Origin of the sequence: Streptomyces parvus (assembly GCF_014648875.1) — a bacterium.
GTDB lineage: Bacteria > Actinomycetota > Actinomycetes > Streptomycetales > Streptomycetaceae > Streptomyces > Streptomyces parvus.
The window spans coordinates 497,868-524,849 of the sequence record NZ_BMRY01000002.1; the positions used below are offsets into that span (position 1 = coordinate 497,868).

A 26,982-nucleotide genomic window follows, 5' to 3' on the forward strand; every position below is an offset into this window, starting at 1 on the left:
GTGCCCGTGCTGATGGGCCGAACGGGCCTGCCGGCCTCCGGCTAGCCGCGCACCCCGCACAGATGCAGCAGCGCCGCCACACCCCGGTACGGGTCGGTCCGCCCGGCCCGGTCCTCCAGGGTGAGGACCCGCTCCAGCTCCTCGGCCGGCAGCTCCACGTCGTTGCCGACGTTGTCCGTGAAGACCCGCACCCCGTACCAGGCGTGCAGCGGCGCGGCGATCCCGGCGAGCGTGGCCCGCAGGGCGTCGAGCCGGTCGGCCCGCACGGTGAGGCCGAGGCGGTTGGTGTACGCGGCGGTGTCGAAGGCCGTCAGGGCCGCGCCGAAGTCACCGGCGAGCCCAGGGCGCATCGCGAGCGCGTCCGCGTTCCGTACGAGCAGGGAGAGCAGACCGCCCGGCGCCAGCATCCGGGCGAGCCCGGCCAGCATCGGGTCCGGCTCCTCGACGTACATCAGGACGCCGTGGCACAGCACCACGTCGAAGCTGCCCGGCAGGAAGTGCACGCCGGTCTCGCGGCCGTCGCCCTCGATCAGCCGGACCCGCTCCCGGATCCCCTCCGGCTCGCTCGCCAGGGACGCCCGGGCCGACGCCAGCATCTCCGCGTCCGACTCCAGACCGGTCACCGAGTGACCGGCCCGCGCCAGACGCAGTGCCTGGGTGCCCTGGCCCATGCCGACGTCCAGGACACGCAGCCGCCGGCCCACCGGGAACCGCCCGGCTATCTGCTCGTCCAGCTGCCGGGCGACCAGCTCCTGACGGACCTTGTTGCGTACGCCGTCGAGACCCGCCAGCCATGCCGAGGAGACCCCGGTGAAGCCGGAGGCCTCCGTGCTCAGGGCCGCTCTCCGCGCTTGACCTGCGGCTTCGGCAGACGCAGTCGGCGCATCTGGAGCGTGCGCATCAGGCCGTACGCCACGGCTCCGCGCTTCGGCGTGTCCGGGAAGCGCTCGCGGAGCTGCTTCTTCAGGCGGATCGACAGGCCGATCGAGTCGATCACGATCAGGATGATCACGCCGAGCCACAGCAGCAGCGAGATGCTCTGGATGTTCTGCACCTGGATCACGCTGAGGATCAGGATGATCACGGCGAGCGGCAGGAACCACTCGGCGATGCAGAAGCGCGAGTCCACGTAGTCGCGGACGAAGCGCCGGACCGGGCCCTTGTCGCGGACCGGGAGATACCGCTCGTCACCCGACGCGAGCGCCTCGCGCTGCCGGGCCAGGTCGGCGCGGCGCGCTTCGCGCTGGCGCTTCATGGCCGCCTTGCGGTCGGCGGGCGCCGCGGACGCGGCACGACGCCGCTGCGTCTGGGCCTCGCTGCGCTTGGGGGTGGGGCGACCCTTGGGAGCCTGCGGGTCGCGGGGCTGCTGGGAGAGGTCCGCCGTCACCTTGTCGGTGGGGGCCTTCTCTGTCTTGGCACGGCTACGGAACACAAAACCCAAGGGTACGGGGTCGGTGCGCGGACCCCGCGACCCGGGCGGGCACGATCCGGCAACGGACGGGGTGCCCACAAGGGCCCTGACCGGCCCATACGGGCGTTTACCGGCTGTTCCGAAGTCCGTCACGGGCCGGTTCCGAAGTCTGGCGGGGACGGTCCCGGGGCCTCACCTACACCCTGGGCGGGAGCGTTCGCCCGCCGCACTCGTCCTTGGGGAGGAGCACATCGGTGCCCGAACAGTGCGGTAATAGAGGCAGGGCCCGTACTGTGGGTTCTATCGGGAGTGCTGGAGCTCAGTCCGTCAGAAGGGGGCGCGCGAAGCCCATGAGCGGTGTCATGAAGCGTATGGGGATGATCTTCCGCGCGAAGGCAAACAAGGCCCTTGACCGGGCCGAGGATCCGCGCGAGACCCTCGATTACTCGTACCAGAAGCAGCTGGAGCTGCTTCAGAAGGTGCGTCGCGGCGTCGCCGACGTGGCGACGTCCCGCAAGCGCCTGGAGCTGCAGCTGAACCAGCTGCAGGGCCAGTCGTCCAAGCTGGAGGACCAGGGCCGCAAGGCGCTGGCGCTGGGCCGCGAGGACCTGGCGCGCGAGGCGCTGTCACGGCGCGCCGCCCTCCAGCAGCAGGTCACCGACCTGGAGACGCAGCACACCACGCTCCAGGGCGAGGAGGAGAAGCTCACCCTCGCGGCGCAGCGCCTCCAGGCCAAGGTCGACGCCTTCCGCACGAAGAAGGAGACCATCAAGGCCACCTACACCGCGGCCCAGGCCCAGACCCGGATCGGCGAGGCCTTCTCCGGCATCTCCGAGGAGATGGGCGACGTCGGCCTCGCGATCCAGCGGGCCGAGGACAAGACGCAGCAGCTCCAGGCGCGGGCCGGTGCCATCGACGAGCTGCTCGCCTCCGGCGCCCTGGACGACCCGACCGGCACGGCGAAGGACGACATCGCCGCCGAGCTGGACCGGATCTCCGGCGGCAGCGACGTGGAGCTGGAGCTCCAGCGCATGAAGGCCGAGCTGGCGGGCGGCTCCTCGTCCTCGCAGCAGGCCATCGAGGGCGGCGCCCAGGACGGTTCCCAGCAGTCGCAGCAGTCGTCCCCGCACAAGTTCGACAAGCAGTAAGGGCAGCGTCATGATCGTACGGATCATGGGGGAGGGCCAGGTCAAGCTGGCCGACAGTCACTTCGTCGAGCTGAACGAACTCGACGACGTCCTGCTCAAGGAGATGGAGAGCGGCGACGGCCCCGGCTTTCGCACGACCCTCCACGCACTCCTGGACAAGGTGCGCGAGCTCGGCACTCCGCTGCCGGACGACTCCCTGGAGCCGTCCGAGCTGATCCTGCCGGCGCCCGACGCCACCCTCGAAGACGTGCGCGCCATGCTCAGCGACGACGGGCTCATCCCCAACTGATCCACGGGACGCCCACCAGCACCCCCTGCCCCGCGTCCGGTCCGCCGGCTGCGGGGCAGCAGTGCTTCAGCCCGCTTCCGGACCGGGCCGGCCACTGCCCGTGCTTGTCGGGGAAGGCACGCCGCCGACGACCGGCCGCGTACCGTTGCTGGACGTGACCACCCTCTCGTCCGGCTTCGCGCGCGCCCGCCGCTGGCTGCGGGACCATCCGCTCGCCTTCGACGCGACCCTGGCGTTCTGCACCCTCGTCGCGATGATCTGCAGCTCGTTCACCGATCCGGGCGACGGCCACGGGCCGCCCGCCTTCGGGGCCCGTACCCCCGAGCTGTTCAGCGTGCTCCTGATGACCCTCACCGCCGCGGCCCTCGTCCTGCGGCGCCGCCGACCGATGCAGGTCCTCGCCGTCACCGCGGCGCTCGCGGCCGTCGAGTACGTCCTGATGGACCCGCCCGCCCCGGTGGTCATGAGCACCGTCATCGCCCTCTACACCGTCGCCTCGCGCACCGACCGCCCGACGACCTGGCGGGTCGGGCTGCTGACCATGGGAGGGCTCACCGCGGCCGCGATGGTCTTCGGCTCGACCCCCTGGTACAGCCAGGAGAACTTCGGCGTCTTCGCCTGGACCGGTCTCGCCTCCGCCGCCGGTGACGCCGTACGCAGCCGGCGCGCGTTCGTCGACGCCATCCGGGAGCGGGCCGAGCGGGCCGAGCGCACCCGGGAGGAGGAGGCCCGCCGCCGGGTCGCCGAGGAGCGGCTGCGGATCGCCCGGGACCTCCACGACGTCGTCGCCCACCACATCGCCCTGGTCAACGTCCAGGCCGGGGTCGCCGCCCACGTCATGGACAAGCGCCCGGACCAGGCCAAGGAGGCGCTCGCCCACGTCCGCGACGCCAGCCGCTCCGCCCTCAACGAACTCCGGGTCACCGTCGGCCTCCTGCGCCAGCAGGGCGACCCCGAGGCGCCCACCGAACCGGCCCCCGGGCTCGCCGTCCTCGGCGAACTGGTCACCACCTTCCGCAACGCCGGGCTCCCCGTCGAGGTGGCCTGCGCCGACCGCGACCGGCTGCCCGCCGCCGTCGACCTCGCCGCCTACCGGGTCATCCAGGAGGCCCTCACCAACGTCCGCAAGCACGCGGGCGCCGGGGCCAGGGCCGAGGTGAGCGTCGTACGGGTGGGGGCCACCGCCGAGGTCACCGTGCTCGACAACGGCCGGGGGAGCGCCGGCCGGCGCCCCGGGACCGGACCGGCAGGCGGGACCGGACCGGACGGCGGCGGCCCGGGCGACGGCGACGGGCAGGCCGGCGGCGGCCACGGCCTGGTCGGCATGCGGGAACGCGTCACCGCCCTCGGCGGAGCCCTCACCGCGGGGCCTCGGTACGGCGGCGGCTTCCGGGTGCATGCGATCCTTCCGGTCGAGGCCCGCACGGGTGAACCGGACCGGCCGGGCACAGCGGGCGGGACGGGGCTCCGCCGATGACCCAGCCGACTCCGGCATCGACGCCCGACGCGCGGGAAGCGCCGATCAGGGTGCTGCTCGCCGACGACCAGGCGCTGCTGCGCAGCGCGTTCCGGGTGCTGGTGGACTCCGAGCCGGACATGGAGGTGGTCGGCGAGGCCGCCGACGGGGCCCAGGCCGTCGAGCTGGCCCGCGCCACGGGCGCCGACGTGGTGCTCATGGACATCCGGATGCCGGGCACCGACGGGCTCGCCGCCACCCGCATGATCAGCGCCGACCCGGAGCTGGCCGCGGTGCGGGTGGTCATGCTCACCACCTTCGAGGTCGACGAGTACGTCGTCCAGTCACTGCGCGCCGGGGCCTCCGGATTCCTCGGCAAGGGCGCGGAGCCCGACGAGCTCCTCAACGCCATCCGGATCGCCGCGGCCGGCGAGGCGCTGCTCTCCCCGGCGGCGACCAAGGGGCTCATCGCCACGTTCCTGGCCCAGGGCGGCAGTTCGGAGGAGGGGCCGGACAGTGCGGAGTACGCGGAGCGGCTGGCGGCGCTCACCGGCCGCGAACGCGAGGTGCTGGTGCAGGTCGCGGGCGGCCACCCCAACGACCGGATCGCCGAGCGGCTGGAGGTCAGCCCGCTCACCGTCAAGACCCATGTGAACCGGGCGATGGCGAAACTGGGCGCCCGGGACCGGGCGCAATTGGTGGTCATCGCCTACGAATCGGGCCTGGTGCGTCCCCGCGCGGACTGACCCGGGGGCGGCACGGGTGTACGGCGGTGTACTCCACCTGCGGTATGCGCGGCATAAGAAAGCAGCCCGGCGGGCGACGTTTCGGCTCTGCGGAGCGGAGATCGTAGGACTGGGCTGGAGGGGTGGTCCCCGACGGGGCTCCCGATGCGATCCCCGGTGTTCTCCTCTCCCCGCCCTCTGCCGCGTACGCCACAGAAGAGAGACCCACCCATGTCCTGGCTGTCCAGATTCAGCCTCGCGCAAAGGGCCCTGATCGGGCTGATCTCGATCGTCGCGCTGGTCTTCGGCGCGATAGCCATCCCGCAGCTCAAGCAACAGCTGCTGCCGACCATCGAACTGCCGATGGTCTCGGTGCTGGCGCCCTACCAGGGTGCGTCTCCCGATGTGGTCGAGAAGCAGGTCGTCGAACCGCTGGAGAACTCCCTCAAGGCCGTCGACGGCGTCGAGTCCGTCACCTCCACCGCCAGCGAGGGCAACGCCCTCATCATGGCGACCTTCGACTTCGGCGACGAGGGCACCAAGCAGCTCGTCGCGGACATCCAGCAGGCGGTGAACCGGGCCCGCGCCCAGCTGCCCGCCGATGTCGACCCGCAGGTCATCGCCGGTTCCACGGACGATATCCCGACCGTGGTCCTCGCCGTCACCTCCGACGAGGACCAGCAGACGCTGGCCGACCGGCTCGACCGCACGGTCGTCCCGGCCCTCCAGGACATCGAGGGCGTCGGCCAGGTCACCGTGGACGGCGTCCAGGACCTCCAGGTCTCCGTCGTCCCCGACGACAGGAAGCTCGCCGCGGCCGGTCTGAACGCGGGCACGCTCGCCCAGGCCCTCCAGTCGGGCGGCGCCACCGTCCCGGCCGGTTCCTTCTCCGAGTCCGGCAAGAGCCGCACCATCCAGGTCGGCGGCGCCTACACCTCGCTGAAGCAGATCGAGGACCTCCAGGTCGTCGCCAAGGACCCGGCGGGCGGCGCGGACCAGCCGGGCAAGGCGGTGCGCCTCGGTGACGTGGCCGAGGTCGAGCAGGAGCCGTCCACGGCGGTCTCCATCACCCGCACCAACGGGAAGCCGAGCCTCGCCGTGATGGCGACGATGGACAAGGACGGCAGCGCCGTCGCCATCTCGGACGCCGTCAAGGACAAGCTCCCCGACCTCCGCAAGGACCTCGGCGCCGGCTCCGATCTCACCGTCGTCTCCGACCAGGGCCCCGCGGTCTCCAAGTCGATCTCGGGTCTGACCACGGAGGGCGCGCTCGGCCTGGTCTTCGCGGTCGTCGTGATCCTGGTCTTCCTCGCCTCGATCCGCTCGACGCTGGTCACCGCGGTCTCCATCCCGCTCTCGATCGTTCTCGCGCTGATCGTGCTCTGGACCCGCGACCTGTCGCTCAACATGCTCACCCTCGGCGCGCTCACCATCGCCATCGGCCGGGTCGTCGACGACTCGATCGTGGTCCTGGAGAACATCAAGCGTCACCTCGGCTACGGCGAGGAGCGCCACGCGGCGATCATCAACGCGGTCAAGGAGGTCGCCGGAGCCGTCACCTCCGCGACCCTCACCACCGTCGCGGTCTTCCTGCCCATCGGCCTGGTCGGCGGCATGGTCGGCCAGCTCTTCGGCTCGTTCTCGCTGACCATCACCGCGGCGCTGCTGGCCTCCCTGCTGGTCTCGCTCACCGTGGTCCCGGTCCTGTCGTACTGGTTCCTGCGCGCGCCCAAGGGCACCCCCGAGGACGCGGCGGAGGCCCGTCGCCTGGCCGAGGAGAAGGAGGCGGCCAGCAGGCTCCAGCGGATCTACGTCCCGGTCCTGCGCTTCGCGACCCGCCGCCGGATCACCAGCCTCGTCATCGCCGTCGCCGTGCTGCTGGGCACCTTCGGCATGGTCCCGCTGCTGAAGACGAACTTCTTCGACGCCGGCGAGCAGGAGGTCCTGACCGTCAAGCAGGAACTCGCCCCCGGCACCAGCCTGGAAGCCGCCGACGAGGCCGCCCGCAAGGTCGAGAAGGTCCTGACCGACGACAAGGGTGTCAAGGACTACCAGGTCACCGTCGGCTCCTCCGGCTTCATGGCCGCCTTCGGCGGCGGCACCGGCTCCAACCAGGCCTCCTACCAGGTCACCCTGAAGGACGCCGCGGACTACGAGGACGCCCAGGACCGTATCGACGAGGCCCTCGGCAAGCTCGACGGCATCGGCGACACCACCATCGCCGCGGGCGACGGCTTCGGCTCCCAGGACCTGAGCGTCGTGGTCAAGGCCGCCGACGCCGACGTCCTGAAGAAGGCGTCCGAGGCGGTCCGTGACGAGGTCGCCACTCTCAAGGACGTCACCGACGTCCAGAGCGACCTGGCGCAGAGCGTCCCGCGCATCTCGGTCACCGCCAACGACAAGGCGGCCGCCGCCGGATTCGACTCCGCCGCCCTGGGCGGGATCGTCGCCGGAGCCGTCCGCGGTACGCCCGCCGGCTCCGCGACGCTGGACGACACCGAGCGCGACATCGTCATCCGGTCCTCGAAGCCGGCCGCCACCGTGGCCGAGCTGAAGGCCCTGCCGCTCGGCCCGGTCAAGCTCGGCGACATCGCCGACGTGAAGGTCGTCCCCGGCCCGGTCTCGATGACCCGGATCGACGGACAGCGCTCCGCGACGGTCACCGCCAAGCCCGTCGGCGACAACACCGGCGCGGTCAGCACCGATCTCGCCGCGAAGATCGACGCCCTGGACCTGCCGGAAGGCGCCACCGCCACCATCGGCGGCGTCACCGAGGACCAGAACGAAGCGTTCATGCAGCTCGGCCTCGCCATGCTGGCGGCCATCGCGATCGTCTTCATGCTGCTGGTGGCCACCTTCCGGTCGCTCGTCCAGCCGCTGATCCTGCTGGTCTCCGTGCCGTTCGCGGCGACCGGCGCGCTGGCCCTCCTGCTCATCACGGGCACCCCGCTCGGCGTCCCCGCGATGATCGGCATGCTGATGCTCATCGGCATCGTGGTCACCAACGCGATCGTGCTGATCGACCTGATCAACCAGTACCGGGCCCAGGGGCTCGGGATCATGGAGGCGGTCATCGAGGGCGGCCGCCACCGCTTCCGCCCGATCATCATGACGGCGCTCGCGACCATCTTCGCCCTGCTCCCGATGGCGCTCGGCGTCACCGGCGAGGGCGGCTTCATCTCGCAGCCGCTGGGCGTCGTGGTGATCGGCGGTCTGATCAGCTCCACGCTGCTGACCCTGCTGCTCGTGCCGACGCTGTACGCGATGGTCGAGCTGCGCAAGGAGCGCCGCGCCAAGAAGAAGGCCGCCAAGCGCGCGGCCAAGGCCGGTGTCCCGGACCAGCCGGAGCCGGAGGAGGCCCGCGAGGCCGAGCCCGCGCAGGCCTGACCAGAAGGAGAGACAGGGGCCCGTCCCACGCGCTCGCGTGGGACGGGCCCCTGCCGCGTACGGCTGCGCTCACGCGCGTACGGCTGCGTGTACGGCCGTCAACGGGCGACTCTCAGGCGTCCCCGCCCAGCGCCCGGACGATCCGGTGCCCCATCTCCTTGCGCTGCTCGGGCAGCCGGGCGCTCAGGGTGACCGTCTCCCGCACCAGCCGGGCCCGGGTCTCCTCCGGGGCCGTGTGGAGGAGCGCGGCGAGGTCGTCCGGCTCGAAGCCCTCGGTGGCCCCCGCGAGGACCAGGGCCACCTGGGCGTGGGTGAGCGAGGAGAGCCGGTCGCCGAAGACCTGCCCCTCGATACCCCCGCCGTGCATCAGCGCGACGCCGTCCCCGGCCTCCAACGCCCGTTCCACGTAAGCCTGGAGGGCCGCGCGGTCCTCGACGAGACGGTAGGCGGAGTCCAGTCCCCCGGTACGGCCGATGTCGAGCATCGCGACATGGGCCAGCGGGGTGTCCCCGGGCGGCTGGACGGTCAGGAGGCGCGGGTGCTCCTCCAGGTAGGCCCGCGACTCCTTCCAGTCCGCGCACTCCAGCCACTGGGCCAACTGCTCCTGGAGGATCAGCGGATCGTAGGCGGCGGTCACCCCGTGGAGGAGGACGGCCTCGCGGAGCAGGGCGTGCCGCTGCGCACCGCGCGGATGCAGAACGGCCAGCTCGTCCAACGCCACCGCCGCCTGCTCGCCGCCGAGAACCTCGGCGTTCCGCGACCAGAAGTCGCGGGAGCGGGGCCAGTTCGGCGCGAACATCCAGGCGCTGACGGTGTCCAGGGTCTCCCGGGACAGACCGAGCCAGTCCGGCACGGGCGTGAACGTCTCGTCCTCCCACGCCGTGCGCACCGCCGCGCTGTCCCCGTACGCGCGGAGCGCCTGCCGGGCCCGCACGGTCACGGCGTCCGCGCCGCCGACCCGCTCCGCGTCCTCGTCGAGCCGGTTCACCAGCTCGCCCACCCCGGTCGCGGGCCAGGGCTCGGGGCAGCGCAGCAGGAAGGCGCTCCGCTCCACGGCCAGGCGCCGGGCGGCCGAGGGACCGGCCTCGGAGAACTCCTTGACGGTCTCGTCGAACTCCTCGATCGCCGCCGCGTGTTCGCCGGTACGGGCGAGGGCCCGGCCCAGGTCGTCCAGGGCGGAGACGAGACCGGAGACGAGGGGGGCGTCCGGGGCGCCGCCGGGGGTCTCCAGCGCCAGGGACCGGTGCAGGGCCACGGCCTCCCGGAACGCCTCCGCCGCCCCCTCGTCGTCGCCGCTCCGCTCCAGAAGCGTGCCGAGCACCTGGAGGGCGCGGGCCAGCTCGGGCAGCAGGCCGTCCCCCCGGTCGCGCAGCAGCTCGACGGCCTCCCGCGCCGGGGGCAGGGCCTCTTCCGGGCCACCGTCGGCGGCCGGGCTCCCGGCGAGGGTGCCCAGCGCGGCGGCGAGGCCGGCACCGAGGGCTTCGGGGAGCTCCGCGGCCAACTCCCGGTACAGGGCGACGGCTTCCTCCGCGATCCGGCGGCCCGCCGGGTCGCCGGATCGGTCGAGATGAGCGGCGAGACCGTCGAGCGCCGCGGCCAGCTCCGGACGGAACTCGGGCCGCCGGGCGGCGAGTACGCGGAAGCGGCTGCGCGCCTCCTGGGCCGCCTCGATCGCCCCGAGGGGGTCGCTCACGGCCGCGCGATGGTGGCCGAGGGCGTGGAGAGCGGCGGCGAGCCGGGGAAGGAAGGCGTCGGGCTCCGCCTCGGCGAGCTCGCGCAGGAGCTCGACCGCCTCCTCCGCACAGGGCACGACGTCCACGACCTGACCGGCGTCCGCGAGCCGCGAGGAACAGTTCAGGAGGTACGCCGCGAGCGCCGGGACGGACGCGCCCGGCGCTTCCTCCTCGACCAGCTCGCGCTGGAGCCGTACGGCCTGCTGCGCGAACGGCAGGGCGGCCGCCGGGTCGCCGGTGTCGGCGACCCGGTCGCCCAGGGCCCCCATGGTCAGGGCCAGTTCCGCCTGGTACTCCCCGGGGCGCTTCATGCCGAGCTCGGCGTAGATCCGGGCGGCCTCCTTCGCCGGGGCCAGGGCGCCGGTGCGGTCCCCGGCGGCGGCGCGGAGGCCGGAGAGCCGGTGCAGGGCCCCGGCGAGCGCGGGCAGCCCGGCGGCGGGCTCCCGCTCGGCCTCGCCCCGCCGGTCTCGTACGTCCGCCTCCGCGCGCGCCAACGCCTCGGTGGACGCTTCCCCGGATTCCGCCGCACCCGTCTCCTCGCCCGCACCGGTCCCACGGTCCCCGTGGTTCATGTCCGCCCCACCGTCCTCGCTGTTCTCACCCGCGCGAGTATTCGCTGCGGTGCGTAGCAGCGTAGTTACGCGGTGATGTCACCCGTCGCTGTATGGCGGAACCGGCCGGACCGGGGGGCGCATCCCGGCCACGGCTCCCGGCGCACGCGAAAGCCACGGCTCCCGGCGCACGCGAAAGCCACGGCTTCCGGCGCACGCGAAAGCCCCGGCACGCCGACCAGCGGCATACCGGGGCTCCCGGGCGTTCCGGACCGCACAGGGCGTCCCGGAACGGATACGCGTTACGGCAGCGCCAGCATCCGCTCCAGCGCGAGCTTGGCGTACTTCTCCGTCTCCGGGTCGACCTCGATCCGGTTGACCAGCTTGCCGTCGGCCAGCGACTCCAGGGTCCAGACCAGGTGCGGCAGGTCGATGCGGTTCATCGTCGAGCAGAAGCAGACCGTCTTGTCGAGGAAGACGATCTCCTTGTCCTCGGCGGCGAAACGGTTCGCCAGGCGGCGTACCAGATTCAGCTCCGTGCCGATGGCCCACTTCGAGCCGCGCGGGGCCGCCTCCAGGGCCTTGATGATGTACTCCGTCGAGCCCACGTAGTCCGCGGCGGCGACGACCTCGTGCTTGCACTCCGGGTGCACCAGCACGTTGACGCCGGGGATCCGGGCGCGCACGTCCTCGACCGACTCGACCGAGAAGCGGCCGTGGACCGAGCAGTGGCCGCGCCACAGGATCATCTTCGCGTCCCGCAGCTGCTCGGCGGTGAGGCCGCCGTTCGGCTTGTGCGGGTTGTAGACGACGCAGTCCTCCAGGCTCATCCCCATGTCCCGCACGGCCGTGTTGCGGCCCAGGTGCTGGTCGGGGAGGAAGAGGATCTTCTCACCCTGCTCGAAGGCCCACTCCAGGGCGCGTTTCGCGTTCGAGGAGGTGCAGATCGTGCCGCCGTGCTTGCCGGTGAAGGCCTTGATGTCGGCGGAGGAGTTCATGTACGAGACGGGCACCACCTGGTCGGAGACCCCGGCCTCCGTCAGCACGTCCCAGCACTCGGCGACCTGCTCGGCGGTGGCCATGTCGGCCATCGAGCAGCCGGCCGCCAGGTCGGGCAGCACGACCGCCTGGGCGTCGGTGGTCAGGATGTCCGCGGACTCGGCCATGAAGTGCACACCGCAGAAGACGATGTACTCCGCCTCCGGGCGCGCGGCAGCGTCGCGGGCCAGCTTGAACGAGTCACCGGTGACGTCCGCGAACTGGATGACCTCGTCGCGCTGGTAGTGGTGGCCGAGGACGAAGACCTTGTCCCCGAGCTTCTCCTTCGCGGCGCGGGCGCGCTCCACCAGGTCCGGGTCGGACGGGGAGGGGAGGTCGCCGGGGCATTCGACGCCGCGCTCGCTCCTCGGGTCCGCCTCGCGGCCGAGCAGCAGCAGCGCGAGGGGTGTGGGAGTTACGTCCAGGGGCTGGGCCGTGGTCACGTCACGCACCCTTTCTTCTCTGCGTTCTGCTCTGCGGCTTCGATGAACGCGCCTTTTCGTCTATTTGACGCTATCTATCATAGCCGCTTCGTGTCACTTTGACGATGCCGATAGCGTCGATGTGACGCATCCCCCGGGCGAGCGGGTGTGCGAGCATGAAAAGGAACAGACACGCGCTTGGCCCGGAATGATTCCGGGGCTGAGACGGTTGAACCGTCGGCAAGCAGTCCGTACAACCCGGGAGAGAAGCAGATGTCCGTATCGGACGAGACCACCACCGTGAGCGACGGCATCCTCCTGTCCGACGCCGCCGCAGCCAAGGTCAAGGCCCTGCTGGAGCAGGAAGGCCGCGAGGACCTGGCGCTGCGCGTCGCCGTTCAGCCCGGCGGTTGCTCGGGCCTGCGCTACCAGCTCTTCTTCGACGAGCGCTCGCTCGACGGCGATGTGGTGAAGGACTTCGACGGCGTCAAGGTCGTCACCGACCGCATGAGCGCCCCGTACCTGGGCGGCGCCTCCATCGACTTCGTCGACACCATCGAGAAGCAGGGCTTCACGATCGACAACCCGAACGCCACCGGCTCCTGCGCCTGCGGCGACTCGTTCAGCTAGGCGACTCGTTCAGCCAGGCGCCGCGAGCGGGAAGCACACGGCATACGGAGGCGGCCCCGGGATTCGTTCCCGGGGCCGCCTCCGTATGTACGTGCTGGGCGCGGGCCCGCCGTCAGCCGCGCGGCACCGCGCCGCCCGAGGCCGCGTCGATCACCGTGCGGTCGCCCAGCGGCTTCTCCAGCGTCACCGTCCGGGTCAGCTCCTTGGCGATCATGATGCAGGCCTTCTTGCCCTCCTGCGGCTTCTCCGTCACCGTGATCCGCACCTGGCCCGCGCTCTCCTTCGCGCTCGCCGTGTACGTACTGCACACCCCGCCCCAGAAGGTCACCTCAAGGGTCCGCCCGTCCGCTCCGTACGAGGTCACCTTCCGGTCCCCGGAGGGCGTCGTCGGCGCGTCCGGCTTCTCGATGAACTTCGGGTCCACCGCCACCTGTGTGACCGTGTTCTCCGGGCCGCCCGGCGCCTGGCGGACCGTGAAGAGCCAGGACGGCACCAGCGTCTGCCGGCCGTCCACGTAGTTCAGCGCGAGACCGAACACCGCGTCCTCGACCGTCTGCGTCACCGGCGCCCGCTTGCCGTTCGACGGCACGCACTGCGGATCGGCGGGAGGCTTCGGCTCGCCCTCCAGCGGTACGGGAGTGGCGCAGCCGCCGATGTCCCGGCCGCCGTCGCCCTTGCCCCGGCTCGCCTCGTTCAGCTGCTTCAGCGCCTCGTCCGCGCCGACCGCCGGGTAGGTGGCGCCCTTCTCCAGCGCCTTCAGATGCCCGCTGCCGCCGGTCACCTTGCCGTCCGGGCCCACCTGGACCCCGGTCGACCAGCCGTACGTCGGGAGCCCGTCGACCTTCGGGTCGGCGTTCACCACGCGGACGTCGCCCATGAGCTGGCCCGCGTTCAGTGCCGCGTCGTCCTGGCCGGTCGCCTTGAGCACCGGGGCCGCGGCCGCCTTCGCCGCCTTCTCGCTCACCGGGTCGCCGCCGGGCTCCGTGGCGCTGTTCGCGCACATCTTCCCCGGCTCGCAGGGCTGGGACGGGGTGGTGCGGGCGAACGTCCAGGTGCCCGGGGCCTGCTTGGCCACCTTCAGGAGCGCGCCGGGGCCGTCGTCGTCGCCGACCACCCACGAGGTGCCCTCGGTGCGGGGCGTGCCCGGGATGCCCAGCGCCTTCGCCAGCCGGGCGACGTCGGCCGACGCCACCGTGCCCTTCGCGTGGTGGACGGCCGCCTCGTCCGGGCCGTCGGGGAGTTCGCCCGCGGCCCGGTAGATCACGGGCGGGCCGCCCGGATCCGGTTCACCGGGGGCGATCCCGGCGGGCGGGGAGTCCGAGGCCGAGGACGGGGAGCCCGGTCCGTCCGCCGCGGTGTCCAGGGCCAGCATGGGGGCCGGCTTCTTCGCCGCCGCGGCGCTGTCGGCCCTGCCGCCGTCGCCCGAGGCGGTCGAGGCCCAGTACGCCCCGCCGCCCCCGGCCAGCAGCACGGCCGCGGCCACCGAGGCCACCGCGAGCGGCGGACGCCGCCGCCGGGGGCCGGTCACGTCGTTGTCGGGTCGCTCGGTGCTCACCGGATCGCTCCTTCGCCTGCGTTGCCGTCGCGGCGCCTACCGCGTGCCCCCGGACGGGGACACCGGTGGGACGGAGCCGAGGAGCGTACGGTTCCACCGGCCGGGGGAGACCCGGACGAGGGCACCGCACGATTCGCGCCGGAACCGGCACGGAAAGGCCGAAAGGCGATGCCGCCCGGCCCGTCCCTCGCCGGCCCCTGCCGGTCCTCGCCGGTCCTCAGTCCCCGTACTCGGACATCGCGTTGATCAGCCGCGCCGACGAGGGCGGTACCGTCACCCCGCTGATCAGGGACGGCTTCACCGGGACCGGGGCGCTCTTCACCGGCGCCCTCCAGTGCGGAGCCATCCGCGCGCAGTCACCGCGCAGTGCGGCCAGGCTCAATTCCGACTCGGGCAATGCGGTGTGCTTCGACATATCCGCACCGTAACCACGGTCGCACTCAGGTAGAAAGCCCTACTATCGGGTAGTTTTCCCTTTTCCTGGAGGTCGGGTCACCCGGTAGCGTGAACTGTCACGTCGTCCCGGAGGGCGCACTCACGGCCCTTCGCCTTCCGCAGGAGCAGTCTCCCCGTGCGTATTGCAGTCACCGGCTCGATCGCCACTGACCACCTCATGACCTTCCCCGGCCGCTTCGCCGACCAGCTGGTCGCGGATCAGCTGCACACGGTCTCCCTCTCCTTCCTGGTCGACAACCTCGACGTCCGCCGCGGCGGTGTCGCCGCCAACATCTGCTTCGGTATGGGCCTCCTCGGCACCAAGCCGATCCTGGTGGGCGCGGCCGGGGCCGACTTTGACGAGTACCGCGCCTGGCTCGACCGGCACGGCGTCGAGACCGGCTCGGTCCGTATCTCCGAGGTCCTGCACACCGCCCGCTTCGTCTGCACCACCGACGCCGACCACAACCAGATCGGCTCCTTCTACACCGGCGCGATGAGCGAGGCCCGCCTCATCGAGCTGAAGAGCGTCGCCGACCGCGTCGGCGGCCTCGATCTCGTCTCGATCGGCGCCGACGACCCCGAGGCGATGCTCCGCCACACCGAGGAGTGCCGCTCCCGGAACATCCCGTTCGCCGCCGACTTCTCCCAGCAGATCGCGCGGATGGACGGCGAGGAGATCCGCATCCTCCTCGACGGCGCCACCTACCTCTTCTCCAACGAGTACGAGAAGGGGCTCATCGAGTCCAAGACCGGCTGGAGCGACGAGGAGATCCTCTCCAAGGTCGGCCACCGCGTCACCACCCTCGGCGCCCGCGGTGTCCGGATCGAGCGGGTCGGCGAGCCGGTCATCGAGGTCGGCTGCCCCGAGGAGGACACCAAGGCCGACCCCACCGGCGTGGGCGACGCCTTCCGAGCCGGCTTCCTCTCCGGTCTCGCCTGGGGCGTCGGCCTGGAGCGGGCCGCCCAGGTCGGCTGCATGCTCGCCACCCTGGTCATCGAGACGGTCGGCACCCAGGAGTACACCCTGCGCCGCACCCACTTCATGGACCGCTTCACCAAGGCGTACGGCCACGAGGCCGCCGCCGAGGTCCAGCAGCACCTGGCCTGATGCGGCGCCTGGCCTGATCAGGAGAGCCGGCGGACCACATAGGCCGAACCCCGGTCCGCCGGCTCCTCGCCCACGTACTCCTGACCCCGCATCTCGCACCAGGCCGGGATGTCCAGCCGCGCCGCCTCGTCGTCGGCGAGCACCGTCACCGTGGCGCCCACCGCTACCTCCCCGATCACCTTTGCGAGTTCGATCACCGGGATCGGGCAGCGGCGGCCCAGCGCGTCGACCACCAGCGAGTCGGCGGGCCCGGGGGAGGGGGGCGCGGACGCCGGGGCCCCGAGCCGCTCCCGCACCTCCGCCACCACCCCGGGCAGCACCTCCAGGAAGCGGTCCACGTCCGCCCCGGCCGTACCCGGCGGCAGCGACACGCGGACGTTCCCCTCCGAGAGCACCCCCATCGCCTTGAGCACATGGCTCGGCGTCAGCGTGCTGCTCGTACAGGACGAACCGGATGATACGGAAAACTCCCTCCGGTCCAGCTCGTGCAGCAGGGTCTCCCCGTCGACATAGAGACAGGAGAAGGTGACCAGATGCGGCAGCCGCCGCACCGGGTCACCCACCACCTCCACATCGGGCACCCGCTCGGCCACCACGCTCCGGATCCGGTCCACCAGGGCCCGCAGCCGCACCGCCTCCGCCGCCGCCCCGTCCCGTACCGCGCGCAGCGAGGCCGCCGCCGCCACGATCGCCGGCAGGTTCTCGAACCCCGGCGCCCGCCCCGACTCCCGCTCCCCGGCCGGGCCTTGCGGCGAGAAGCGGGTCCCCTTGCGGACCGCGAGCAGCCCCACCCCGGCCGGTCCGCCCCACTTGTGCGCGCTCGCCGTAAGCAGCGACCAGCCCGCCGGGAGCGGCCCCCAGCCGAGCGACTGGGCCGCGTCCACCAGCAGCGGCACCCCGGCCCCGGCGCAGAGCGCGGCGACCTCGGCCACCGGCTGCTCGGTGCCCACCTCGTGGTTGGCCGACTGGAGGCAGGCCAGCGCGGTGTCCGCCCGCAGCGCCGCCGCGTACGCCGCCGGGTCCACCGCCCCGGACCGGTCCACCGGGACCTCGGTGCACGAACCGCCGGCCGCCTCGTGGGCCGCCGCCGAATGGAGCACCGACGAGTGTTCGACCGCCGAGTGGGCCAGATGGCGGCCGACACGCCGACGCCCCGAAAGAGCCCCGGCAATTCCCGCGTGCACCGCCGTGGTCCCGGACGAGGTGAAGACCAGCTCGTCGGGGCGGCACCCGACGGCCTCCGCGGCCGCCTCCCGGGCCGCGTCCAGGAGCAGCCGGGCCCGCCGCCCCTCCCGGTACAGACGGGCGGGATCGGCCCAGCCCTCGTCGAGCGCGGCAAGCAGCGCCTGGCGTGCGACGGGGTGCAGGGGGGCGGCGGAGGCGGCATCGAAGTAGGGCACCCCGCCACGCTAGCCCGCACCCGGCCCCACCTCGGCGGGGGCCGCTCCTCCCGGACGGGCGAGTGGGCGTCAGATGGGCTCCGGAGGCCCGCATTCCACCCCAAGGGGGTGTCGGGCGGCGCGTTGGGCACCCTCCCCGCGCGACCCCAAATAGCGTCCAGTAGGGTTTGGTCCGCATAAACATCCAAACCCCTGCCCGCGTCAGGGCCGGCGACCGACCAGAGACATACGGGCGCGCCGACCGTGCGGGCGAGACTCTCGGGAAGGCGCTACGTGAGTCCCAACGGCTCCGACCGCTCGTCGCGGCGCCCGATGCGGCGGAAGCTGCCGCAGGTGCTGACTGCGGGCCTGGTCCTGGCGACGGCCTCCGGTTGTTCATACAACTGGGAGGATTTTCCCCGCCTCGGTATGCCCACCCCGGTAACGGAAGAGGCCCCTCGGATCCTCTCCCTCTGGCAAGGCTCGTGGGCGGCAGCGCTCGTCACGGGTGTCCTTGTCTGGGGGCTGATCCTCTGGAGCGTCTTCTTCCACCGGCGTAGCCGGACCAAGGTGGAGGTACCTCCGCAGACCAGGTACAACATGCCCATCGAGGCGTTGTACACAGTGGTTCCCCTCATCATCGTCTCGGTGCTCTTCTACTTCACCGCGCGTGATGAGTCGAAGCTCCTTGAGCTCTCCGACAAGCCCGCCCACACCATCAACGTGGTCGGCTTCCAGTGGAGCTGGGGCTTCAACTACATCGAGAAGGTGGATGGCCAGCCCGCGGCGGGCCCCGAGGTCCCCAAGGAGCTCAACGCCATCCCCGACAAGTTCCAGAAGGACTTCCCCGAGGGCGCCGGCGGCGTCTACGACGTGGGCATCCCCGGGACCCGCAACCCGCAGAACGGCAACCCGGGTCCGACCCTGTGGCTGCCGAAGGGGGAGAAGGTCCGCTTCGTCCTCACTTCGCGTGACGTCATCCACTCCTTCTGGGTGGTGCCGTTCCTCATGAAGCAGGACGTCATTCCGGGCCACACGAACGTGTTCGAGGTGACCCCCAACCGCGAGGGCACCTTCATGGGCAAGTGTGCCGAGCTCTGCGGCGTCGACCACTCCCGGATGCTCTTCAACGTCAAGGTCGTCTCCCCGGAGCGTTACCAGCAGCACCTCAAGGAGCTGGCTGAGAAGGGTCAGACGGGCTACGTGCCGGCGGGGATCGCGCAGACGGACCCGGCCAGGAATGCGGAGAAGAACCAACTGTGAGCATCCTCAACGAACCTCAGGGTGCCGCTCCGGCAGACGACTCGTACGAGGACGAGCTGCCGGTACGGCGCAAGCAGCCGGGAAATGTCGTCGTCAAGTGGATGACCACCACTGACCACAAGACGATCGGCACGCTCTACCTGGTCACGTCGTTCGCCTTCTTCATCATTGGCGGACTCATGGCGCTCTTCATGCGCGCCGAGCTCGCTCGTCCCGGCACGCAGATCATGTCGAACGAGCAATTCAACCAGGCGTTCACGATGCACGGCACGATCATGCTGCTGATGTTCGCGACGCCGCTGTTCGCCGGATTCGCGAACTGGATCATGCCGCTGCAGATCGGCGCGCCCGACGTGGCGTTCCCGCGGCTGAACATGTTCGCGTACTGGCTGTACCTCTTCGGCTCGCTCATCGCGGTGGCGGGCTTCCTCACCCCGCAGGGCGCGGCCGACTTCGGCTGGTTCGCGTACGCGCCGCTGAACGACGCGGTCCGTTCGCCGGGCATCGGCGCCGATATGTGGATCATGGGTCTGGCCTTCTCCGGCTTCGGCACGATCCTCGGCTCCGTCAACTTCATCACCACGATCATCTGCATGCGCGCCCCCGGCATGACGATGTTCCGCATGCCGATCTTCACCTGGAACGTCCTGCTGACCGGTGTTCTGGTCCTGCTGGCCTTCCCGGTTCTCGCCGCCGCGCTCTTCGCGCTGGAGGCGGACCGTAAATTCGGTGCGCATATCTTCGACGCCGCCAATGGCGGCGCACTGCTCTGGCAACACCTCTTCTGGTTCTTCGGACACCCAGAGGTGTACATCATCGCGTTGCCGTTCTTCGGAATCATTTCCGAGGTCATCCCGGTCTTCAGCCGCAAGCCGATGTTCGGCTACATCGGTCTGATCGCCGCGACGATCGCCATCGCCGGCCTTTCCGTGACGGTGTGGGCGCACCACATGTACGTCACCGGCGGTGTGCTGTTGCCGTTCTTCTCCTTCATGACGTTCCTCATCGCCGTACCAACAGGCGTGAAGTTCTTCAACTGGATCGGAACGATGTGGAAGGGGTCGTTGTCCTTCGAGACACCGATGCTCTGGGCCGTCGGCTTCCTGATCACCTTCACCTTCGGTGGTCTGACCGGCGTCATCCTCGCCTCGCCCCCGATGGACTTCCACGTCTCCGACTCGTACTTCGTCGTCGCGCACTTCCACTACGTCATCTTCGGCACCGTGGTCTTCGCGATGTTCTCCGGATTCCACTTCTGGTGGCCGAAGTTCACCGGCAAGATGCTGGACGAGCGGCTCGGCAAGATCACGTTCTGGACGCTGTTCGTGGGCTTCCACGGCACGTTCCTGGTGCAGCACTGGCTCGGTGCCGAGGGCATGCCGCGGCGTTACGCGGACTACCTCGACGCCGACGGCTTCACCGCGCTGAACACGATCTCGACGATCTCCTCGTTCCTGCTCGGCCTGTCGATGCTCCCGTTCTTCTACAACGTCTGGAAGACCGCGAAGTACGGCAAGAAGATCGAGGTCGACGACCCGTGGGGTTACGGCCGTTCGCTGGAGTGGGCGACCTCCTGCCCGCCGCCGCGGCACAACTTCCTCACCCTGCCGCGGATCCGTTCCGAATCCCCGGCGTTCGACCTGCACCACCCGGAGATCACCGCGCTGGAGCAGCTCGGCCATGACTCCGAGTCGGACAAGGCCCTGGCCGGCGGCAAGGAGGCAGGCAAGTGAAGATCCAGGGACAGATGTTCATCTGGCTGAGCGTTTTCATCCTCGGCATGGCCGTCGTGTACGGCGTGTGGTCGAAGGAGCCGGTCGGCACCACGGCCCTCTTCCTGGCCTTCGGCCTGGCCATCATGATCGGCTTCTACCTGGCCTTCACGGCCAACCGGGTCGACGCGATGGCCCAGGACAACAAGGAAGCCGATGTCGCCGACGAGGCGGGCGAGCTGGGGTTCTTCTCCCCGCACAGCTGGCAGCCGCTCTCCCTGGCGGTCGGCGGAGCCTTCGCCTTCCTGGGCGTCGTCTTCGGCTGGTGGCTGCTCTACTTCTCCGCCCCCCTGCTCCTGATCGGCCTCTTCGGCTGGGTCTTCGAGTACTACCGGGGCGAGAACCGCACCCAGTGACACCGCGCAGGCGGTGACACGCGCTACACCACGAAAGGCCCGCGCCGCCGCAAGCGACGCGGGCCTTTCGCCCGTTTGCAGTCACTGAACGCGCTGCAACGGAGGAACCTTCCTAGCGTGGAGCGCATGAACCACACGCCACGCATCCGCACCGTAGTGAGCTGCACCCTCCTGGTCGTGACCCTCGCCGCGGGTGCGACCGCCTGTGGCTCGCCCGACGGCCACCCGCTCTCGACGAAGCCTTACGACGCGGGCGACCAGATCTCCTTCAACGGCCCCTCCGACCAGGAGAAGGCCGACCCCGACAAGCCCCTGGAAGTCACCGTCAAGGGTGACGACGGGCGCATCACCGACGTCAGCGCCGTGGACACCGGCGGCCGCCACCTCGCGGGTGAGCTCTCCGCCGACGGCAGGCGCTGGCGCTCCACCGCCCCGCTCGCGGCCGGCACCGGATACACCGTCAGGGTCTCCACCGAGAACGGCGACGGCGCCCCAGGCGTCCGTACGCTCTCCTTCGACACCTCCTCGCCCAAGAAGCTGCTGAAGGTCGCCTTCGGCCCGGAGGCGGGCACCTACGGCGTCGGACAGCCCATCACGGCGGAACTCAGCGCTCCGATCACCGACAAGGCGTCCAGGGCCACCGTCGAGCGCGCCCTGAAGGTCCGCTCCACCCCGGCCACCACCGGCTCCTGGTACTGGGTCGACGACAAGAAGCTGCACTACCGTCCGAAGGAGTACTGGCCGGCGAACGCCACCATCGAGGTGCGCTCCAACCTGGCCGGCATCAAGGTGACCAACGCGCTCTACGGAGCCGAGGCCAAGCCCCTCAAGCTCACCACCGGCGACCGGATCGAGGCCATCACCGACGCCTCGGACCACTCCCTGACGGTGTACCGCAACGGAGAAGTGATCAACACCATTCCGGTCACCACCGGCAAGCCCGGATTCTCCACCCGCAACGGGGTCAAGGTGGTGCTGGCCAAGGAGCAGTTCGTCCGGATGCGCGGCGAGTCCATCGGCATCGCCGCCGGCTCCTCGGAGTCGTACGACCTGCCGGTCTACTGGGCCACCCGGGTGACCTGGAGCGGCGAGTACGTCCACGCCGCCCCCTGGTCCACCGGATCCCAGGGCAACGCCAACGTCAGCCACGGCTGCACCGGAATGAGCACGAGCAACGCCGAGTGGTTCTTCGACACCGTGCGCATGGGGGACATCGTCAAGGTCGTCGGCAGCCAGGGCGAGGACATGGACCCGTTCGGCAACGGGTTCGGCGACTGGAACCTCTCCTGGGAGAAGTGGCAGCAGGGCAGCGCGCTCCACGAAGGGGCGCCGGACAGCCCGCAGACGCTCCGGACCGCCCGGCTGCGGCCCCACGTCTGACGACCAGGGCCCCGCAGGTGCCGAGAAAGCCCCCACGTCCTTCAACGGGCCGTGGGGGCTTCTCGGCCCTCAGGCGTCCGAGGCCGCTCTTCAGGCCTCCACGGCGAGCCGCTGACGCAGCAGCGCCGCCAGCGCGTCGGCGAACTCCACCGGGTCCACCGGCAGCGTCACGGCGGCCTCCGCGCGGCTCCAGGTGGCCAGCCACGCGTCCTGCGGGCGGCCGATCAGCAGGAGGACCGGCGGGCACTTGAAGATCTCGTCCTTGATCTGGCGGCAGACGCCCATGCCGCCGACGGGAGCCGTCTCCCCGTCCAGTACGCACACGTCGATGCCGCCGCCGTCCAGCACCTTCAGGACGGCCGGGAGCGTCGCGCACTCCAGGAACTCCACCGGTGGGACGTCCGCGGCAGGCCTGCGACCGGCTGCCAGCCTCACCTGCTCGCGGATGTTGGCGTCGTCGCTGTAGACCAGGACCGTGGCGGTCGCCTGCATTGTTCCTCCGTGACATCGACGTCGTCGGGGCTCTCGGGGCATGAACCGATGCGCGGATCGTACTCCGCCCGACCGGCCGTCAGCACCGGTAATGACGACGATCCGATGGGCCGTTCGGCGCAGGGCGGGACCCCTGCGGACGGTACGGACACACCGAACGGCACCCCCCGGGGTGAGGGCGGGATAAGCGACCGACATAATGTCGGTCGTGGCGACAGCAACGACAGTAGAAACCGGGCACGCGCACCCGTCGGTCAATCGGCCGAACCTCACCAGCGTCGGAACCATCATCTGGTTGAGTTCCGAGCTGATGTTCTTCGCGGCCCTCTTCGCGATGTACTTCACCCTGCGATCGGTGATGGGACCCGATTACTGGAAGGAGATGTCCGATCATCTGAACTTCCCGTTCTCGGCGACGAACACCACGATCCTGGTGCTCTCCTCACTCACCTGCCAGCTCGGCGTCTTCGCCGCCGAGCGGGGCGATGTGAAGAAGCTCCGCACCTGGTTCATCATCACGTTCGTGATGGGTGCGATCTTCATCGGCGGCCAGGTCCTGGAGTACACCGAGCTGGTCAAGGACGCGGGGCTCTCCCTCTCGTCCGACCCCTACGGCTCGGTGTTCTACCTGACCACCGGCTTCCACGGTCTGCACGTGACAGGCGGTCTCATCGCCTTCCTGCTGGTCCTCGGCAGAACGTACGCGGCCAAGAGGTTCACCCACGATCAGGCCACCGCCGCCATCGTCGTGTCCTACTACTGGCACTTCGTCGATGTCGTATGGATCGGCCTGTTCGCAACGATCTACATGATCAAGTAACCCGGGCTCGCACCCGCCCACCATCGACGCAGAAGATCCTGACACCGGGGTAATCCGTGAAAAAGCTCTCCGCACGACGACGCCATCCGCTGGCGGCGGTCGTCGTACTACTCCTCGCGCTGGCGGCTACCGGGGGGCTGTACGCCGCGTTTGCGCCTGCGGGCAAGGCGCAGGCCGATGAAACCGCCCAGTCCCTCGCCATCGAAGAGGGCAAGAAGCTCTACGCCGTAGGCTGCGCCAGCTGCCACGGAACCGGCGGTCAGGGCACCACCGACGGGCCGTCCCTCGTGGGCGTGGGCTCCGCCGCCGTCGACTTCCAGGTCGGTACGGGCCGGATGCCCGCGCAGCAGCCGGGCGCCCAGGTACCGAAGAAGAAGGTCATCTACAGCCAGGCTGAGATCGACCAGCTCGCGGCGTACGTCGCGTCGCTCGGCGCCGGTCCGGTCACCCCGACCGACAAGCAGGTCGACCCGGCGGGCGCGGACGTCGCCAACGGCGGCGAGCTGTTCCGTACCAACTGCGCCCAGTGCCACAACTTCACCGGTAAGGGCGGAGCCCTGACGGAGGGCAAGTACGCACCGGACCTCGAAGGTGTGAGCCCGAAGCACATCTACGAGGCCATGCAGACCGGCCCGCAGAGCATGCCCTCCTTCCCCGACACGGTGATGCCGGAGCAGGAGAAGAAGGACATCATCGCGTACATCGAGTCCGTGAACGGTGACGAGACGGAGAGCCCCGGCGGTCTGGCCCTCGGCGGCCTCGGTCCGGTCAGCGAAGGTCTGTTCGCCTGGATCTTCGGACTCGGCGCGCTCGTCGCAGTCGCCGTTTGGGTCGCGGCCCACACCGCTAAGGCCAAGAAGTCATGAGTAGCCAACAGATTCCAGAAGACAGCCTGCCCGCAGTGCAGGAGACCGCGCACGGCGCGGTCGAGGGTACGGACGACCCGTTCGCCGACCCGGGGCTGCCGGCTCACAAGCCGCGCATCCAGGACCTGGACGAACGCGCCGCGAACCGCTCCGAGCGGGCCGTCGCGCTCATGTTCACCCTCTCGATGCTGGCGACGGTGGGCTTCATCGCCTCCTACGTCATCTTCCCGGTGGACAAGATCGTCTACATCTGGCCGTTCGGCCACGTGAGCGCGCTCAACTTCTCCCTGGGGCTCACCCTGGGCGCGGCGCTCTTCTTCATCGGCGCGGGAGCCGTCCACTGGGCGCGCACCCTGATGTCCGACGTCGAGGTCGCCGCCGAGCGTCACCCGATCGAGGCAACGCCCGAGGTCAAGGCCCAGGTCATGGCCGACTTCGCGGCCGGTGCCGAGGAGTCCGCGATCGGCCGTCGCAAGCTGATCCGCAACACCATGTTCGGTGCGCTGGCCCTGGTGCCGCTCTCCGGTGTGGTCCTGCTGCGCGACCTCGGTCCGCTGCCGGAGAAGAAGCTCCGCAACACCCTCTGGGCGGAGGGCAAGGAGCTCATCAACATGAACACGATGACGCCGCTGCGCCCCGAGCACATCACCGTCGGGTCGCTGGCCTTCGCCATGCCCGAGGGGCTCGACCCGGAGTCGCACGACTTCCAGACGCAGATGGGCAAGGCCGCCCTGATGATCGTCCGCATCGAGCCGGACGACATCAAGGACAAGCGCCAGCGTGACTGGGCCCACGAGGGCATCGTCGCGTTCTCCAAGATCTGCACCCACGTCGGCTGCCCGATCAGCCTGTACGAGCAGCAGACGCATCACGTGCTCTGCCCGTGCCACCAGTCCACCTTCGACCTCTCCGACGGCGCTCGCGTCATCTTCGGTCCGGCCGGCCACCCGCTTCCGCAGCTGCGGATCGGTGTCAACAGCGAGGGCAACCTCGAGGCGCTCGGCGACTTCGACGAGCCCGTCGGTGCTGCCTTCTGGGAGCGCGGATGAGTACTGCGACAAAGAACCCCTCCGCCGCCGAACCGGCGAGCGGGCGCAAGGCTCCGGCCGGCGAGCGGGTTGCCGACTGGGCGGACGGCCGGCTGGGCATCTACGGCCTCGCCAAGGCCAACATGCGCAAGATCTTCCCGGACCACTGGTCCTTCATGCTCGGTGAGGTCTGCCTCTACAGCTTCATCATCATCATCCTCACGGGTGTGTATCTGACGCTGTTCTTCCAGCCGAGCATGGGCGAGATCGTCTACCACGGTCCGTACGAGCCCATGCAGGGCATCCGGATGTCCGAGGCCTACGCCTCGACCCTGAAGATCAGCTTCGAGGTCCGCGGCGGTCTGCTGGTCCGGCAGATCCACCACTGGGCCGCGCTGATCTTCCTGGCCGGCATGTTCGTGCACATGATGCGCGTCTTCTTCACGGGCGCCTTCCGCAAGCCGCGCGAGATCAACTGGCTCTTCGGCTTCCTGCTGTTCGTGCTCGGCATGTTCACCGGGTTCACCGGCTACTCCCTCCCGGACGACCTGCTCTCCGGTACGGGTGTCCGCTTCACCCAGGGCGCGATCCTGTCCGTGCCGATCGTCGGTACGTACATCTCGATGTTCCTGTTCGGCGGCGAGTTCCCCGGCCACGACTTCGTGGCCCGGTTCTACTCGATCCACATCCTGCTGCTGCCGGGCATCATGCTCGGCCTGCTGGTGGCCCACCTGATCCTGGTCTTCTACCACAAGCACACGCAGTTCGCGGGTCCCGGCCGGACCAACAAGAACGTCGTCGGCATGCCGCTGCTGCCCGTGTACATGGCGAAGGCCGGAGGATTCTTCTTCCTCGTCTTCGGCGTCATCGCGATCATCTCGGCCATCGCCACGATCAACCCGATCTGGGCCCTGGGCCCGTACCGGGTCGACCAGGTGTCCACCGGCGCCCAGCCCGACTGGTACATGGGCTTCGCCGAGGGTCTGGTCCGTGTGATGCCGGGCTGGGAGATCAACCTGTGGGGCCACACGCTCGTCCTGGGCGTGTTCATCCCGCTGGTCGCCTTCGGCCTGGTGCTCGGAGTCATCGCGCTCTACCCGTTCATCGAGTCCTGGATCACCGGCGACAAGCGCGAGCACCACATCCTGGACCGCCCGCGCAACGCCCCGACCCGGACCGCGTTCGGCGTCGCCTGGATCACGGCGTACTTCATCGGCCTCGTCGGCGGTGGAAACGACCTGTGGGCCACGCACTTCCACCTGTCGATCAACTCGATCACCTGGTTCGTCCGGATCTTCTTCTTCGCCGGACCGGTCATCGCGTTCATCGTCACCAAGCGGATCTGCCTCGGCCTCCAGCGCCGCGACAAGGAGAAGGTGCTGCACGGTCGCGAGACCGGCATCATCAAGCGCCTGCCGCACGGTGAGTTCGTGGAGATCCACGAGCCGCTCAGCCAGGAGCAGCTGCACACGCTCACGGCGCACGAGCAGTACAAGCCGCTCGAACTCGGCCCCGCGGTCGACGAGAACGGCGTCAAGCGCAAGATCTCCCCGGTCCAGAAGCTGCGCGCCAAGCTCAGCAAGGGCTACTTCGCCGACGGGAACCAGATCCCCAAGGCGACCGCCGAGGAGTACAAGGAGATCAGCGAGGGCCACGGCCACCACTGATCACCTGACCTGATCGCCACCGCGAGAGCCCCGTCCATCCGCTGGACGGGGCTCTTCGCGGTCCCCGG

At 70.3% G+C, this 26,982-nt stretch carries 23 protein-coding genes; 15 read left to right on the forward strand and 8 right to left on the reverse strand.

Annotated features, from left to right (window positions below):
* Nucleotides 1–41: 41 nt before the first annotated feature.
* Together IE140_RS08395 and IE140_RS08400 are read right to left on the reverse strand one after the other, a co-directional pair.
* Nucleotides 42–704 carry a methyltransferase domain-containing protein gene (locus tag IE140_RS08395; RefSeq protein WP_032761695.1) on the reverse strand — a complete coding sequence of 221 codons (663 nt, stop codon included), beginning with the start codon at nt 702–704 and terminating at the stop codon, nt 42–44.
* A 128-nt stretch (nt 705–832) separates the two neighbouring features.
* Nucleotides 833–1,432: a DUF3043 domain-containing protein gene (locus IE140_RS08400; RefSeq protein ID WP_093445061.1), complete on the reverse strand. Its 600-nt coding sequence runs from the start codon at nt 1,430–1,432 to the stop codon at nt 833–835.
* A gap of 341 nt (nt 1,433–1,773) precedes the next feature.
* On the opposite strand from IE140_RS08400, the gene IE140_RS08405 reads away from it, so the two are divergent.
* From IE140_RS08405 to IE140_RS08425, 5 genes are all read left to right on the forward strand, one after another.
* Nucleotides 1,774–2,559, forward strand: coding sequence for a PspA/IM30 family protein (locus IE140_RS08405; protein WP_024263376.1), 786 nt, complete (start codon nt 1,774–1,776; stop codon nt 2,557–2,559).
* 10 nt (nt 2,560–2,569) lie between these two features.
* Nucleotides 2,570–2,848, forward strand: coding sequence for a PspA-associated protein PspAA (gene pspAA / locus IE140_RS08410; protein WP_006123934.1), 279 nt, complete (start codon nt 2,570–2,572; stop codon nt 2,846–2,848).
* Between the two features lie 154 nt (nt 2,849–3,002).
* Entirely contained in the window at nt 3,003–4,325 is a 1,323-nt protein-coding gene (locus IE140_RS08415) for a sensor histidine kinase (protein WP_150192969.1), read from the forward strand.
* Nucleotides 4,322–5,050, forward strand: a complete 729-nt coding sequence (locus tag IE140_RS08420; protein ID WP_150192968.1) for a response regulator — start codon at nt 4,322–4,324, stop codon at nt 5,048–5,050. The genes IE140_RS08415 and IE140_RS08420 overlap by 4 nt, the downstream gene beginning before the upstream one ends.
* A 210-nt stretch (nt 5,051–5,260) precedes the next feature.
* A complete protein-coding gene (locus IE140_RS08425; RefSeq protein WP_093445059.1) occupies nt 5,261–8,416 on the forward strand; it encodes an efflux RND transporter permease subunit in 3,156 nt (1,051 codons plus the stop codon).
* A 112-nt stretch (nt 8,417–8,528) separates the two neighbouring features.
* On the opposite strand, the gene IE140_RS08430 is transcribed toward IE140_RS08425, so the two are convergent.
* Both IE140_RS08430 and nadA read right to left on the reverse strand, forming a co-directional pair.
* Nucleotides 8,529–10,721: a coiled-coil domain-containing protein gene (locus IE140_RS08430; RefSeq protein ID WP_150192967.1), complete on the reverse strand. Its 2,193-nt coding sequence runs from the start codon at nt 10,719–10,721 to the stop codon at nt 8,529–8,531.
* Nucleotides 10,722–11,002: 281 nt separating this feature from the next.
* Nucleotides 11,003–12,181 carry a quinolinate synthase NadA gene (gene nadA, locus IE140_RS08435; protein ID WP_093445057.1) on the reverse strand — a complete coding sequence of 393 codons (1,179 nt, stop codon included), beginning with the start codon at nt 12,179–12,181 and terminating at the stop codon, nt 11,003–11,005.
* Between the two features lie 252 nt (nt 12,182–12,433).
* Here nadA and IE140_RS08440 point away from each other — a divergent pair, with 252 nt between their 5' ends.
* On the forward strand, nt 12,434–12,790 hold the full coding sequence (locus IE140_RS08440) for an iron-sulfur cluster assembly accessory protein (protein ID WP_006123927.1): 357 nt from the start codon (nt 12,434–12,436) through the stop codon (nt 12,788–12,790).
* 112 nt (nt 12,791–12,902) lie between these two features.
* Here IE140_RS08440 and IE140_RS08445 read toward each other — a convergent pair whose 3' ends face one another.
* Both IE140_RS08445 and IE140_RS08450 read right to left on the reverse strand, forming a co-directional pair.
* The gene (locus IE140_RS08445) at nt 12,903–14,345 is read right to left on the reverse strand and encodes a hypothetical protein (protein WP_150192966.1); all 1,443 of its coding nucleotides are present in this window, start codon (nt 14,343–14,345) and stop codon (nt 12,903–12,905) included.
* A gap of 217 nt (nt 14,346–14,562) precedes the next feature.
* Nucleotides 14,563–14,760 (reverse strand): hypothetical protein, encoded by a 198-nt coding sequence (locus IE140_RS08450; protein ID WP_093445055.1) that lies wholly within the window; start codon nt 14,758–14,760, stop codon nt 14,563–14,565.
* 156 nt (nt 14,761–14,916) lie between these two features.
* On the opposite strand from IE140_RS08450, the gene IE140_RS08455 reads away from it, so the two are divergent.
* Nucleotides 14,917–15,891: a carbohydrate kinase family protein gene (locus IE140_RS08455; protein ID WP_010057798.1), complete on the forward strand. Its 975-nt coding sequence runs from the start codon at nt 14,917–14,919 to the stop codon at nt 15,889–15,891.
* A 17-nt stretch (nt 15,892–15,908) separates the two neighbouring features.
* Here IE140_RS08455 and IE140_RS08460 read toward each other — a convergent pair whose 3' ends face one another.
* Entirely contained in the window at nt 15,909–17,291 is a 1,383-nt protein-coding gene (locus IE140_RS08460; protein WP_150192965.1) for a cysteine desulfurase/sulfurtransferase TusA family protein, read from the reverse strand.
* Between the two features lie 273 nt (nt 17,292–17,564).
* Here IE140_RS08460 and ctaC point away from each other — a divergent pair, with 273 nt between their 5' ends.
* The 4 genes from ctaC (at nt 17,565) to IE140_RS08480 (ending at nt 22,041) form a co-directional block, all read left to right on the forward strand.
* Nucleotides 17,565–18,533 carry an aa3-type cytochrome oxidase subunit II gene (ctaC, locus tag IE140_RS08465; protein ID WP_006123921.1) on the forward strand — a complete coding sequence of 323 codons (969 nt, stop codon included), beginning with the start codon at nt 17,565–17,567 and terminating at the stop codon, nt 18,531–18,533.
* Nucleotides 18,530–20,266, forward strand: coding sequence for an aa3-type cytochrome oxidase subunit I (ctaD, locus tag IE140_RS08470; protein WP_006123920.1), 1,737 nt, complete (start codon nt 18,530–18,532; stop codon nt 20,264–20,266). Before ctaC ends, ctaD begins: the two co-directional genes overlap by 4 nt.
* On the forward strand, nt 20,263–20,661 hold the full coding sequence (locus IE140_RS08475; protein ID WP_006123919.1) for a cytochrome c oxidase subunit 4: 399 nt from the start codon (nt 20,263–20,265) through the stop codon (nt 20,659–20,661). Before ctaD ends, IE140_RS08475 begins: the two co-directional genes overlap by 4 nt.
* A gap of 126 nt (nt 20,662–20,787) precedes the next feature.
* On the forward strand, nt 20,788–22,041 hold the full coding sequence (locus IE140_RS08480; RefSeq protein WP_088574501.1) for a L,D-transpeptidase: 1,254 nt from the start codon (nt 20,788–20,790) through the stop codon (nt 22,039–22,041).
* 90 nt (nt 22,042–22,131) lie between these two features.
* On the opposite strand, the gene IE140_RS08485 is transcribed toward IE140_RS08480, so the two are convergent.
* Complete coding sequence (locus IE140_RS08485) at nt 22,132–22,533, reverse strand: DNA-binding transcriptional response regulator (protein WP_150192964.1); 402 nt, start codon at nt 22,531–22,533, stop codon at nt 22,132–22,134.
* A 199-nt stretch (nt 22,534–22,732) separates the two neighbouring features.
* On the opposite strand from IE140_RS08485, the gene ctaE reads away from it, so the two are divergent.
* From ctaE to qcrB, 4 genes are read left to right on the forward strand one after another with little or no spacing between them, the layout of a single operon-like run.
* On the forward strand, nt 22,733–23,353 hold the full coding sequence (gene ctaE / locus IE140_RS08490; protein ID WP_003969635.1) for an aa3-type cytochrome oxidase subunit III: 621 nt from the start codon (nt 22,733–22,735) through the stop codon (nt 23,351–23,353).
* Between the two features lie 56 nt (nt 23,354–23,409).
* Nucleotides 23,410–24,219 (forward strand): cytochrome bc1 complex diheme cytochrome c subunit, encoded by an 810-nt coding sequence (gene qcrC, locus IE140_RS08495; protein ID WP_093445053.1) that lies wholly within the window; start codon nt 23,410–23,412, stop codon nt 24,217–24,219.
* Nucleotides 24,216–25,268, forward strand: coding sequence for a cytochrome bc1 complex Rieske iron-sulfur subunit (gene qcrA / locus IE140_RS08500; RefSeq protein ID WP_093445052.1), 1,053 nt, complete (start codon nt 24,216–24,218; stop codon nt 25,266–25,268). The genes qcrC and qcrA overlap by 4 nt, the downstream gene beginning before the upstream one ends.
* Entirely contained in the window at nt 25,265–26,914 is a 1,650-nt protein-coding gene (gene qcrB / locus IE140_RS08505; RefSeq protein WP_093445051.1) for a cytochrome bc1 complex cytochrome b subunit, read from the forward strand. The genes qcrA and qcrB overlap by 4 nt, the downstream gene beginning before the upstream one ends.
* Nucleotides 26,915–26,982 lie beyond the last annotated feature (68 nt).

Coding starts and splice junctions, on each gene's coding strand:
- qcrA (WP_093445052.1), top strand. CDS start 24,216: ATGAGTAGCCAACAGATTCCAGAAGACAGCCTGCCCGCAGTGCAGGAG.
- IE140_RS08480 (WP_088574501.1), top strand. CDS start 20,788: ATGAACCACACGCCACGCATCCGCACCGTAGTGAGCTGCACCCTCCTG.
- IE140_RS08485 (WP_150192964.1), bottom strand. CDS start 22,533: ATGCAGGCGACCGCCACGGTCCTGGTCTACAGCGACGACGCCAACATC.
- ctaE (WP_003969635.1), top strand. CDS start 22,733: ATGTCGGTCGTGGCGACAGCAACGACAGTAGAAACCGGGCACGCGCAC.
- qcrB (WP_093445051.1), top strand. CDS start 25,265: ATGAGTACTGCGACAAAGAACCCCTCCGCCGCCGAACCGGCGAGCGGG.
- IE140_RS08405 (WP_024263376.1), top strand. CDS start 1,774: ATGAAGCGTATGGGGATGATCTTCCGCGCGAAGGCAAACAAGGCCCTT.
- IE140_RS08425 (WP_093445059.1), top strand. CDS start 5,261: ATGTCCTGGCTGTCCAGATTCAGCCTCGCGCAAAGGGCCCTGATCGGG.
- IE140_RS08430 (WP_150192967.1), bottom strand. CDS start 10,721: ATGAACCACGGGGACCGTGGGACCGGTGCGGGCGAGGAGACGGGTGCG.
- pspAA (WP_006123934.1), top strand. CDS start 2,570: ATGATCGTACGGATCATGGGGGAGGGCCAGGTCAAGCTGGCCGACAGT.
- IE140_RS08450 (WP_093445055.1), bottom strand. CDS start 14,760: ATGTCGAAGCACACCGCATTGCCCGAGTCGGAATTGAGCCTGGCCGCA.
- IE140_RS08420 (WP_150192968.1), top strand. CDS start 4,322: ATGACCCAGCCGACTCCGGCATCGACGCCCGACGCGCGGGAAGCGCCG.
- IE140_RS08440 (WP_006123927.1), top strand. CDS start 12,434: ATGTCCGTATCGGACGAGACCACCACCGTGAGCGACGGCATCCTCCTG.